At 37.3% G+C, this 12,093-nt stretch carries 12 protein-coding genes and 1 tRNA gene; 4 read left to right on the top strand and 9 right to left on the bottom strand.

What is annotated here, in order from left to right:
• Positions 1–394: 394 nt before the first annotated feature.
• The 3 genes from trmL to queG form a co-directional block, all read right to left on the bottom strand.
• Positions 395–868, bottom strand: a complete 474-nt coding sequence (trmL, locus tag CKJ95_RS10040; RefSeq protein WP_099353288.1) for a tRNA (uridine(34)/cytosine(34)/5-carboxymethylaminomethyluridine(34)-2'-O)-methyltransferase TrmL — start codon at positions 866–868, stop codon at positions 395–397.
• Between the two features lie 224 nt (positions 869–1,092).
• A complete protein-coding gene (locus CKJ95_RS10035; protein ID WP_099353287.1) occupies positions 1,093–1,977 on the bottom strand; it encodes an amidase domain-containing protein in 885 nt (294 codons plus the stop codon).
• A gap of 88 nt (positions 1,978–2,065) precedes the next feature.
• Complete coding sequence (queG, locus tag CKJ95_RS10030; RefSeq protein WP_099353286.1) at positions 2,066–3,199, bottom strand: tRNA epoxyqueuosine(34) reductase QueG; 1,134 nt, start codon at positions 3,197–3,199, stop codon at positions 2,066–2,068.
• A 100-nt stretch (positions 3,200–3,299) separates the two neighbouring features.
• Here queG and CKJ95_RS10025 point away from each other — a divergent pair, with 100 nt between their 5' ends.
• On the top strand, positions 3,300–3,965 hold the full coding sequence (locus CKJ95_RS10025; protein WP_099353285.1) for a B3/B4 domain-containing protein: 666 nt from the start codon (positions 3,300–3,302) through the stop codon (positions 3,963–3,965).
• A 69-nt stretch (positions 3,966–4,034) separates the two neighbouring features.
• Here the strand turns inward: CKJ95_RS10025 and CKJ95_RS10020 are convergent.
• Positions 4,035–4,108, bottom strand: a tRNA-Gly gene (locus tag CKJ95_RS10020).
• Positions 4,109–4,485: 377 nt separating this feature from the next.
• Between CKJ95_RS10020 and CKJ95_RS10015 the strand changes: the two genes are divergently transcribed.
• A complete protein-coding gene (locus tag CKJ95_RS10015; RefSeq protein ID WP_099353284.1) occupies positions 4,486–6,243 on the top strand; it encodes a SulP family inorganic anion transporter in 1,758 nt (585 codons plus the stop codon).
• A gap of 21 nt (positions 6,244–6,264) precedes the next feature.
• Complete coding sequence (locus CKJ95_RS10010; RefSeq protein ID WP_099353283.1) at positions 6,265–6,597, top strand: ArsR/SmtB family transcription factor; 333 nt, start codon at positions 6,265–6,267, stop codon at positions 6,595–6,597.
• Positions 6,598–6,643: 46 nt separating this feature from the next.
• On the opposite strand, the gene CKJ95_RS10005 is transcribed toward CKJ95_RS10010, so the two are convergent.
• The gene (locus tag CKJ95_RS10005; protein ID WP_099353282.1) at positions 6,644–7,903 is read right to left on the bottom strand and encodes a S8 family peptidase; all 1,260 of its coding nucleotides are present in this window, start codon (positions 7,901–7,903) and stop codon (positions 6,644–6,646) included.
• Between the two features lie 266 nt (positions 7,904–8,169).
• Entirely contained in the window at positions 8,170–8,700 is a 531-nt protein-coding gene (locus CKJ95_RS10000; RefSeq protein WP_099353281.1) for a DUF6241 domain-containing protein, read from the bottom strand.
• 174 nt (positions 8,701–8,874) lie between these two features.
• On the opposite strand from CKJ95_RS10000, the gene CKJ95_RS09995 reads away from it, so the two are divergent.
• Positions 8,875–9,717: a hypothetical protein gene (locus CKJ95_RS09995; RefSeq protein ID WP_099353280.1), complete on the top strand. Its 843-nt coding sequence runs from the start codon at positions 8,875–8,877 to the stop codon at positions 9,715–9,717.
• A gap of 78 nt (positions 9,718–9,795) precedes the next feature.
• On the opposite strand, the gene aac(6') is transcribed toward CKJ95_RS09995, so the two are convergent.
• The 3 genes from aac(6') to CKJ95_RS09980 form a co-directional block, all read right to left on the bottom strand.
• Positions 9,796–10,233 carry an aminoglycoside 6'-N-acetyltransferase gene (gene aac(6') / locus CKJ95_RS09990; protein WP_099353279.1) on the bottom strand — a complete coding sequence of 146 codons (438 nt, stop codon included), beginning with the start codon at positions 10,231–10,233 and terminating at the stop codon, positions 9,796–9,798.
• 23 nt (positions 10,234–10,256) lie between these two features.
• Entirely contained in the window at positions 10,257–10,895 is a 639-nt protein-coding gene (locus CKJ95_RS09985; RefSeq protein ID WP_099353278.1) for a vWA domain-containing protein, read from the bottom strand.
• An 83-nt stretch (positions 10,896–10,978) separates the two neighbouring features.
• Positions 10,979–11,992 (bottom strand): macro domain-containing protein, encoded by a 1,014-nt coding sequence (locus CKJ95_RS09980; RefSeq protein WP_099353277.1) that lies wholly within the window; start codon positions 11,990–11,992, stop codon positions 10,979–10,981.
• Positions 11,993–12,093 lie beyond the last annotated feature (101 nt).

The raw sequence follows: 12,093 nt of genomic DNA, 5'->3' as shown, positions 1-12,093 counted from the left end.
CATGTCCTATTCTGAATTGTAAGAAAAATCCCCTTGGATTTCTTGATTGGACAAAGTGAAAATAATTTAGGGAAAATATGGGGATACAATGTAAAAGGAGTTTATAAAGTGTATGCGCCTATTTTTAAAAGGTTCGAAAATGTTTACAATTTGTCCATAGATAACATTCACACAAAATTGAAATTAGGTTATAATACACCTAGGTATCTTTTTTGAAGGTTATTTTTGAGCTTCGTACATAAAGGAGGAAAAACACATGAAATTATTGTTAATTTTAGGTGTTATCGTTACATTTTTAGCAGCTATCTTTACAGGTGGCTATGAAGATAAGCCAAGCGTAAACAAAAAATAATAAAAAAATGACCTCTGCCAATGGGTAGAGGTCGTTTTTGTTTTAAGTTAGTCCAGGATAGTTTTGTTGTCTTAAAGCTTCGTATACTAGAATTGCTGCGGTATTTGATAAATTTAAAGAACGGACATTTTCTGTCATTGGTAATCGGAGAGCCCGTTTCATATTTTTTTCGATGAGATCCTTTGGTAGGCCAGTTGTTTCTTTTCCAAATACCAAGAAATGATCCTTTTGTAAATCACTATAATCAACGGATGAATATGCTTTCTGTCCGAACTTTGTAATAAAATAAAATTCTCCATCCTGGTATTTTTCAAAAAGCTCTTCTAAAGAATCGTAATCATAAATCTTTACAAACTCCCAATAATCTAAACCAGCACGCTTAAGCATTTTGTCCTCAGTTGAAAATCCCATGGGCCGAATTAAATGTAAAGTTGTCCCTGTTGCTGCACATGTACGCGCGATATTCCCTGTATTTGCAGGAATCTCTGGTTGGTATAATACGACGTGTAGTCCCACTTTCTTTCACCTCAATCGTTATTATACCAAAAAGAAATCAAATACGCCTTGGCGTATTTGCGCCCGATTTTTTTCGAGCCCACTCGAAAACTTTCCTTTGAAAAATCGTGGCATCCGCCGGAGGCTGTAACTTTATTCAGCCAGGGTTTGAAACCCATTAAATACTATATCTTATTTTCTTGATTCCACACGGACAGTTAAGAGGCTTCTACTGAATAAAGTTATTAGTTATTTATGATATGAAAAAACTTATATTTAATATTAGGTGTGTAGGCTGTTGAATCATAATAGGACCAATACCTCATTCGGCTGTTTTGCGACTGAGCATTAACGAGCGGATAACCTTCAATATCCTTTGCCACCACAATCGTATTATGATTAAAACGCCCATCTCCTTCAAAGTCATAGCAAATGATATCACCCAATATAAGCTGTTTCGGGGAGGAAACCTCTTTTGCTTGAAGACCTTTTTGTGATCCACTTAAATACCATCTCAAAGCATTCGCGACAGACCAGCTATAACTCCAATTATTATTTTGCCACCACCAGCCTTTACTGCGATTAGGATGTCCATACATCGGCGAGCCCCCAGCACGGAGACATTGCGAAATAAAATTCGTACAATTATCTTCAAACTTTTTGTATTTTGGGTTGTAATCATTCCACCAACGCTCTGCATATTGAACTGCTGCAAGACGGTTATATTTAAAATCGAGATTACGTTCCTCTTGCACTTCACGGTCCATTGCTTGATGATGGGTGTCCATCTTCTTTGGAACCTCTTCATCACTGATTAATTTATTTAATGTAAATACAGCCTTTCTTTCTTCACAGTGCTCTTCGACATACAGATTTTTATTCTGACGAATTAAATATTGGTAATGAACAAGATAATTGAGATGGACCCTTCCATCCACTTCATTTTTACTGATGATTTGACCGTTTGTATTACATTTAACAATTTCAGCTGAACGTTTATCTAGAAGCTCTTTTTTCCTCTGAATAAACTCAAGGTCCTTTACTGGCAAACTTACAGAAGGAACACTTCGTTGATTTCCAACTAGTAATTGAGCTTTAGCCTCAATTACTTTTGCTAAAGTCGACTTCAACTTCCAACACCACCTTCAGGTTGTGATATTACACAATATGAGAAGGAATGCGAAAATATTTAAAAAAAGGATGCGTCATCGCATCCTTTTAGTTGATTAACATATTCAAACCTTTTTCAATTTCTTGTAGAACTTGGTCGTCCTTCTCTTTCAGACTTGCTTCTTTTAAGATTTCAATTGCACTTTCGTCGCCTATTTTTCCTAAAGCCCATGCAGCAGTACCCCGCAGTACTGGTCTTGGGTCATCCTTTAGGACTTTTGTTAGTTCAGGAATCGCACTGCTATCCTTAAAGTGGCCAAGTGCAATAATCGCATTTCGTTGGATTGGTTTTTTCCCTCTCCAAGACCCCGACAGTGAACCGAATGTTTCCTTAAAATCACGATTACTAATTGATAAAATAGGTTTTAACAATGGCTTAACTACCTCAGGCTCTGGCTTCATTTCCTCATGAAAATGAAAATCAATTCCTTTATTTTTCGGACATGCTGTCTGACAGGAATCACAGCCATACAGTCGATTTCCAAGTTTTGTACGAAACTCGTCCGGTAAAAAGTCTTTTGTTTGCGTTAAGAAGCTAACACATTTTTGTGCATTGATTTGTCCACCCTGCACCAAAGCACCTGTTGGACAAGCATCAAGACATGCTCGACATGAACCACATTGATCCTCAATTGGCGAATCAGGTACGAAAGGGATATTCGTAACCATTTCCCCTAAATATACATACGAGCCGAACTCTGGTGTAATTATTGCACAGTTTTTTCCACTCCAACCGATCCCTGCTCTTTCTGCCACAGCACGGTCAGATAACTCCCCTGTATCAACCATCGACTGGAGTTTAGCATCAGGCAACTTTTCCTTGATAAACGCCTCAAGCTTTTGTAACCTGTCCCGTAATATATGGTGGTAATCCTCTCCCCAAGAGGCACGTGCAAACAAACCTCGACGTTCGTTTCGTGTACTCCTTGGTGCATCCTTTAGCTTTGCTGGATAAGCCAGTGCTATCGCAATAATAGACTTCGCACCAGGTAAAAGGAGCTCTGGATTTGTTCTTTTTTCAATATCTTTTGGTTCAAATCCTGATTGATAGCCTAATTCCTGTTGCCGTAATAGTCGTGATTTTAATTCTTCAAATGGCGAAGCACTTGCAAAGCCAATTTTATCGATTCCAATCGTTTTACTATAATCAATGATTTCTTGTTGAAGTTGTATAGTGTCCAAGTCTTGGAACCTCCCTTCTTAGGACTTATAAGCCGTTCTATTTATAGAATTTCTAGGATTTATGGTACACTATTTACAATAGTTTTTGGAGGGATAAATGATGGAAATTAAGATTTCACCACATTTAAAGGAAATTGTTCCTGATTTTAAAATAGGAATTATTCAATACAAGCATATCGAAGTTGGCGATTCTCCACAAATGATTCGTGGTAGATTACAGACCTTTCAAGAATCGCTTTTTTTTGATTTAGAAGACAAGCATGTAACAGATTTTCAAGGAATCGCTGAGTGGAGAGAGATTTTTAAGCAAGTTGGTACAGATCCCAATCGATATCGTCCATCTGTTGAGGCAATCTATCGGCGGATACAAAAGCAAAACTATTTGAACTCAATACACTCCGCTGCTGACATAAACAATTTCTTTTCGATGCAGTATGAAATACCAATAGGGATTTATGATACAAATAAAATCAACGGAGATATTGAAATCCGTGTCGGACAAATAGACGATGAGTATTTAGGGATTAATGGGAGAACCATTTCGATGAAGGATAAAATTTTATCCAGTGATGAGATAGGAGCATTTGGAAGCCCTTATGTCGATTCTGAGAGAACCGCTGTAACAATCGAAACCAAACATGCCATTCAAATTGTGTATCTGAAGCCATCTCTACAAAATGATAGCTGTGAAAAATTACTGACTTCCCTAGGTGCAATGTTCACTCAAGTACATGGCGGCTCGGCTGAATCCTTTTTAGTTATGTAAAATCTGCATAAAATAAAAAAACGCAACACCTCGTTTATCTAAGAAACGAAACACTGCGTTATATATGTATGGAGCGGGTGATGAGAATCGAACTCACGACATCAGCTTGGAAGGCTGAGGTTTTACCATTAAACTACACCCGCACATTGATATTAAGTTTATGAAGTTCGTTAATCAATTATGTGATTATTATAACAAGTTTGTAAATGAAGTGCAATACGTTTTGTAACTTTTTGTCGAAGTTTTTTTATCGCCTGACTACTTGATTTATTATACACACCTCGTTATTATTTTGCAATAGCAATATTTAAAATTTGTTCATGTTATTAATACATTTAGCTCGACATACCATAAAATTAACCTTTATCAAAATAATAATATTCTTTAAGGACTGTCTGATTTCTTCATGGCAGCCCTTTTTCTTTTCATAAATTTGTTTTGACTTTATAGATTATTAGGAGTAGATTCATATGTATATTCAAATAATCAGATATTCTACTATTCAGAAGGAAGGATAAAAATGCTACATAAGTGGGCTTTTTCAGGGAGATTTAAAGGGTATTCGGTTCATTCTTTTCAAAAGGATCTTATTTCCGGCGTTGTTGTTGGGATTATAGCAATTCCTCTTGGAATGGCATTCGCGATTGCTTCAGGCGTCAAACCTGAATATGGGATTTACACGACCATTATTGCGGGTATTCTTATTTCACTCTTTGGAGGCTCCAAATACCAAATCGGGGGACCAACTGGTGCCTTTATTCCGATTCTATTTGGGATTGTTGCTACCTACGGATTTGAAAATTTATTAATTGCTGGTTTTATGGCGGGTGTACTTCTATTCTTAATGGGTATATTCAAACTTGGGTCTTTAATCAAATTTATCCCACGACCTGTTACCATTGGATTTACATCTGGAATTGCAATTATTATTTTTGTTGGGCAGGTACCAAATTTTCTAGGCCTCGATAAGATTGAGAAACACGAACTATTTTTAGATAATATGAGAGAGATTATTTTTCATATTCGTGAGATGAATATTTATAGCATTCTAACAGCAACGATTTGTTTAGTCGTACTGGTGTTAACTCCAAAGCTCTTTCCTAAAGTACCTGGTTCATTAATCGCTTTGCTTATTTCTACTGGTATCGCGACTATTTTTTACCCAACTCAGGTTGCTACAATTGGGTCAACATTTGGGGATATACCTAGCAAACTACCAAGCTTTCAATTTCCTGAGATCACCTTTGAACGAATCAAACAGTTGATTCAACCCGCATTTGTGATTGCCATGTTAGGGGCAATTGAATCTCTTCTTTCTGCAGTTGTTGCTGACGGAATGACAAATAGTAAACATAATAGTAACCGTGAATTAGTTGGACAGGGAATTGCTAATATGGTTACCCCTTTATTTGGCGGAATTCCAGCAACTGGTGCCATTGCAAGAACGGCAACCAATATTAAAACGGGGGCTGTATCACCTTTTTCAGGTGTCATACATGGTGTCGTTGTCTTGCTTGTTTTACTTTTATTTGCACCATATGCTTCAAAAATTCCATTAGCAAGTATGGCCCCCATTATTATGTTGGTTGCATGGAACATGAGTGAACGACGTGTTTTTTATCATGTGTTACAAACAAAAACGGGAGATTCTCTTGTCCTCGTTGTCACCTTTTTACTAACAGTCTTTATGAATCTAACTGTTGCCGTACAGGTAGGCCTCATTCTAGCAGTTGTACTATTTACTAAGCGAATGAGTGATATAATAGTAACGGAAAAAGCTTTACCAAACCCAGAATCAAAACATGAAAAAGTAGATAGTCGTGTTGTAACCGATTCTCATGATTGTCCACAAATAAGTATTTATAATGTGGAAGGACCTTTGTTTTTCGGAGCTGCTCAGGCTTTTGAACAACAGATTATGAATTCAATCAATTACAAACCAAAGGTTCTTCTTCTACGACTAAGTAGGGTACCTTTCATGGATACAACAGGAGAAGGTCGATTAGCTAGTATTGTTCAGGATTTTTCAAAGCAAGGTATTGTGTTAATTTCAGGGATCAAACCACAACCAAAAAGCGTTCTTCATAAAACAGGTTTATATGAGGTAATCGGAGAGGAAAACTTTTTTGAGCATACAGGCGATGCAATTGATTATGCACTGACCCAGATTAACGACAATAAATGTTTGGGTTGCAGACACTTTGCTTTTAAAGAATGTCAGGCTCTCTCCGGAGTCCAAGAAAAAGTAGTGAAAAACAGAGGTATTTCAATGAGTTAATGTAGAAAGTGAGGTAAGGTAGTGAATCTAGAAATGCAGCAATTCAAGGCTGACTTTTTTAAAGCTCTCGCACATCCATTGCGGATCCGTATTCTAGAGCTTCTTGCTGAGGGAGATAAAAATGTGAATGAAATTCAAACCCTTATTGGAAGTGAAGGGTCAGCCGTGTCCCAGCAACTAACTGTACTCCGAGCTAAAAATATTGTCTATGGAACGAAAGACGGCAATCGTGTCATATACTCACTAAGAGACCCAATGATTGTGGAGCTTCTTTCTGTGGCAAAACAAATTTTTAATAATCATCTTGTTGATACGATTTCTCTACTTGATAAAATCGGAGAAAATGAAAATTAAAAAAACGGCTAAAAGGGATTTCAACCTTTTTAGCCGTTTTTTTATTTTACTTAACTAGAGGAAAGCCAAATCCAGAAGCAATGTCATCACCATTTCCGGCATATTGTCCGGCAGTGATATCGTTACTCTTTGCTCGAGTTTGTAACTCAGCTCTTAATTGTTGGTTTGTCATGCTAGGATTTTCCGCCCATAGTTTTGCTGCTAAACCAGAAATATGAGGCGTTGCCATTGATGTACCGCTGATTGTGTTGTACGTACCGTCACTCCAAGTCGATTCAATTGCACGACCTGGTGCTGATAGCTCAACATCTCTTTCTCCAATCACATAATCACCATCTGTTGTTGGATTTCCTCTTGAAGAAAAATCGGCAACACGGTAAGAACCATCCTGCAACACGTTCTCTAATGCAGCTACTGCAATTGCATTATGAAGTCCGCCAGGATATTCAATTGTATTCGGAGCGGGACCACTATTTCCTGCCGCAGCAACCACTAATGCTCCATTATTGACTGCATACGTAACAGCATCAGCAATTAATGAACTTTTTCCGCTCGAACCTAATGACATTGAAATAACGACCTTAACTCCGTTTTTCTTCCCTTCATCGGCAGCATGGCGGATGGCTGCAGCGATATCGTCTGCATATCCAGAGCCACTATTTCCTAATACTCGATATGCCCATAGCTTTGCATCAGGTGCGACTCCATATATTCCATTTCCACTACCCCCATTGGCTAAAACAGTTCCGGCTACATGTGTTCCATGACCATTTTTATCATCACATGAACCATTGATTATTGGAGATTTTCTTTGGCTGAAATCCTTGCATTGCTCAACATTAGCTTGTAAATCTGGATGATTAATATTTGTGCCCGTATCCAATACCGCTACCCTAATATTGTCTCCACCATCTGTTGCGGAGATAAACGGATCATTATAGATTGCTTCGATCCCCCATGGGGTGCGGTCAGAAGGAACTGCATCTCCACCTGCTTTTGGTTTAGCAGCAATTGAAACACGTTCAACAAGCTCTATCTTTAGATTTTTATTTTTTAATAAGGCTTGGTACTGTTTTTCATTAACCGTCGTTGAAAAGCCTTTGGTTTGAAAATCCCATCGTGCACCATACGTAGACTTTAGATTTGATTTGTCATTTTTATTAAGTGGTTGAATTAATACGCGTAGATCATTGTTTGAGGATTCGTTCTGTTCGGGAGCAGCAAACACTCCAATGGCTAAAAGAGAATAAAACATAATCGCGACTATTAAAATTGACAGTAGCTTTGAAATTGATTTCAATAACATCCCTCTTTTCTAAAATATGTAGTTGATGGATGGAATCAGTTTCAATAATCTCTTTTAAATTTGAAGGTGGAAATGGTAGAAGGACAATTGGCAGGAAGAATTAAAACTTGTGATATTTCACTCCCTTTTCTTTTTTTATAATATTCCGCCTCTTTATTATAATTGAAAACCCTATTTTGTTCATTGGTTCAAAAGAACGTTTTTACATGATAGGACAGGGAAAATATGCCTAAATAAAAAAAGGCTAGTTCATCATGAACTAACCATTAATCTGGTAAAAATTTATCACCAAAATTATTAATGATAAATCTTCTTTCCTCAGCTTCATTCAATAAACCATATGCTTTCCCAATAGATCCGTTTTGGTAGTCCCAAAAATAATTGTGGTCATCATCAGCTCTGCTAAAATCACCATTTTTCCATCGCTCAGCAATTTCTAAGAGATCTTCTTTTCTAGTAAAATCGCTTTTGGAAATGATATCATAAATCTCATTGATGGTATCGGGAATCATCGGTGTTGCACCCCATTTGTCATCGGCTTTCACCTTTTGATGGGTCATATGATGCATCACATTAATTACTTCATGCTCATCTGGAGTTTGGCTTAATTTCAAATCATATGTGATGCCACCAATTTTCTTAGTCTGTTCCTTGAACTCATTAGCATTACTGGATTCCTGCTTTGATGATGAGGTTGTTTGTTGAGTATCACCACTGTCAAACATTTTAAAAACACTGAACATCAAACCTACGGAAACGGCTATTAATATCACAAAAGCAATTATCCAAGTTTTCATCTTGTCCTCCTCAAACGAAAAATGGGCACCATATTCTTACTTTTTTAGTATGATGTATCCATTTTATATATTAGCATAAAATAAACGGTTAAATGGCGTTATTTGCATTAAGTGAGGTATTAGAATAACAAAAATAGGTAAAAATACCTATAAACAAGTCGGAGGTTTATATTATTGAGTCTTGGAGCTTTGGCTTATCTATTATTATTTATTTCAGGATTAGCAGTTTTAGGAATTGCATATTGGAAAGTTAGGTCAGGTCGTCTATTTATCCTTTATTTTACTGTCACAGGCACCACCCTTTTATTCGATTACTTCGTATATCTTTGGGCAAAAGCTTATGTATATAAAGTCGGTGTGTTAGATAATCAATTAGATTCACATTTAGGTGCGATGGTAAACGGTCTCGTACTTCCTGCATTTGCAGTCCTATTTGTGATTAAAAGATCTAGGTGGTATTGGAGCATCCCACTGGCTCTATTTTTCACACTTATTGAAATCATTTTTACAAAATGGGGAATATTTGAAACGAATTGGTGGAGTCCTTGGTATACGGTAGCTGGTTTAGTTATTTATTTCCCTATTGCACGATTATGGTGGGTAAATCTAAAAAAGAAATGGATTCACTTTGGATCACTACTTTTATCTTTCTATGGAATATTTATCCCCTTACATTTTCTGCTCCATGCAGTAATGAACATGAGAACCTACCACATCGAATGGATTGAGCAATTACATCGAGGTAGTTCTGCTATTACAACAGGCACAGGCCTTGTTTTTGCCATTTTACTTGCTTTTTTAAGCATTGTTAATGCAAGAAATGGCTGGTTTCTCATTATTATTGTTTGCTATATTGCTTATGATATGGTGTTGAAAACGACCGGTGTTGTCGAGGCTGAATATACGGTTTTAGATTATGCATTAAGCTTTCTCACCTTCTTCCTTGGATATCTGTTTGTAAGGTATGCAGATAGAAAAATCAAGAACCTTGTAAAAGAAGCATCTATAAGAATTTGAATCCGAAGTTACATTGGAAGAAGAATAGTAAATGAAGAATTCTCCTGTCCCCGAATATAGCGGCGGACAGGCTTACTTTTACAGTTTTTTAGTTAAACAAATAATTCGATTTGCTTCTTTAAAACCATTTCTTAAATGAAAATTCAAGCTTACATTATTCTCAAGTTCAACGTCACTTGCAAATTCTTTACAGCCCTTACTCTTTGCCCATTTCTCACAGGCGGATAAAAGCTGTTTGGCCACACCTATCTTCCTATATTCTTCTTTTACAAGAATACCTTCAAGATATCCTACAGGGCTACTTTCAGTTCCCTCAACATAGTCCATTCGTAATTGACATTGAGCAAAACCAATTGCAACATTCTCTGCCTTAGCTAAAAAAATGATCGCCTTTTGGTCAAGAATTAGCTCAGAAAACTCACTGGTTAGTTCATTTTCTACATTATCTGGCCATAACAGCAATGCAAGTTTCGTAATAGCTTTTACATCATTATCAGTAGCCTTTACTATTTCCATAAATTCCTCCTAAATAGCTTTTTCTATCTTGAACGTAGGCTATAATCACGTTCGATTTCTTCCTTCCAGCTTCTGTCTATTTTCTTCCCGCTTCGCAGGTTTGTGACGGCCTCACTTACCATTTGGTAGTTCAATTGTGTTCCATGTTCGTCAGCATGGTAGTCAACCGCATAATCCTCATCAATCCCAAACTGTGCTGCAGTCGAGACCGCATCAATATTCGCACCTAAAAACATGAATTCCCATCCATATTTCTCTTTTTGATACTGTACCATTTTTTTGATTTTTTCTGCTGTGAATTCACGGCTTGCATTTTCCATTCCGTCTGTTGTAATGACGAAAAGAACCTTTTTAGCTCGTTCTTCTTTGCTTGTATGTTTTTGGACATTATTTATTTTTTGAATTGTAAAACCAATTGCATCTAATAATGCAGTGGTACCACTAACCTCGTAATCTTTTTCGGTGATTGGTGAAATTCCCTTCACATTGATTCGGTCATGCAATAATTCATAATGGTGATTAAATAAGACTGTGGTGACAAAAGCTTCGCCTTCTGCCATCTTTTGTTTCTTTAGCATTGAATTGTAACCACCAATTGTATCAGCTTCAAGTCCTGCCATTGATCCACTCTTGTCTAAAATAAACACTAATTCTGTTTTCATCTTGTTATCCTCCGTTCAAATTTGATTACATCGTAAGAATAACAAGATTAGGAACAATGGTGGTCGCTTTAAAAGCGACATTTTTAAGCACCTAATAACGGCTGGTCGAACATAAATAAAGCTTCATTGATTTCATGAATATTATATTTTGCTTGTTTAATAAAGAATTCAATTATCACGTCAAATTTGCTGCTATGGGTCAATGTGTAACCAGCAGCAGACAATAAATGAATGGTTTCATCAACATCTAATTGTAATGCAATCGCAAAGGCGATCGCTGTCTTCTTTTTAGGGGTGTAACCCGCATCTTTGCGAATTTTTGAGAACAATCGACGATCAATATTTGCTCGCTTATACGTTTGGGCATCAGTCAATCCTCTTTCATCGATTAAACGAAGAAGTCTTTCGGAAAATGATTCATCTAATTGATTGACGATATCAGCTAAACTGCTATCAACCTGAAGGCTTTCTTCGATTTCGTAGAGTTCGAGTTCGTCCGTTTCTTCAATTGGTTCGGCATTATAAAGTTCATTGTTTCTAGCACGGCTAAATGTCGTTGCCATTTCATCTACATAGTGTTCGTCTATATACTGGTTTATGGAAGCAAACAACTTTTTACTAACACCAAAAGATGCTTTATCAAAAACAACGAGATAGACAACCATCTCATTGTCCATCAAATATGAGCTAATCGTCGATAACGCGATTTGTAGAGCTTCTTCTTTTGGGTAACCATAGATACCTGTTGATATCAGTGGAAACGCGACGGATTTGCATTTATGCTGACTAGCAAGCTCCAATGATTTTATATAGGAGGATTGTAAGAGATTTGCCTCGTTCTTAGAACCCCCCTGCCAAATCGGCCCAGGAGTATGGATGATATATTTTGCTGGCAAATTAAAAGCATCAGTAATAACTGCATGTCCTACTGGGCATTCACCCATTTCATCACAAGCAGCTTGGAGTTCGTCAGCACCCGCAGCATTAAATATTGCTCCACACACACCTCCACCCGCCTTCAGCTCTGAGTTCGCAGCATTCACTATCGCATCGACCTTCATCCTCGTAATATCATTCCGAACAATCTCCAACGGCATGACTATCTGCTCCTTTCTCACTTATAGACCGCCTTGTGGGTCACAGGGACAGGTCCCATGTCCCAAGCTTATGGGTTAGGCAACCTGAACCTCCACAGGGT

Origin of the sequence: Fredinandcohnia onubensis (genome assembly GCF_002734285.1) — a bacterium.
Classification (GTDB): domain Bacteria; phylum Bacillota; class Bacilli; order Bacillales; family Bacillaceae_L; genus Ferdinandcohnia; species Ferdinandcohnia onubensis_A.
This window is presented reverse-complemented; position numbering and strand designations above follow the sequence as displayed.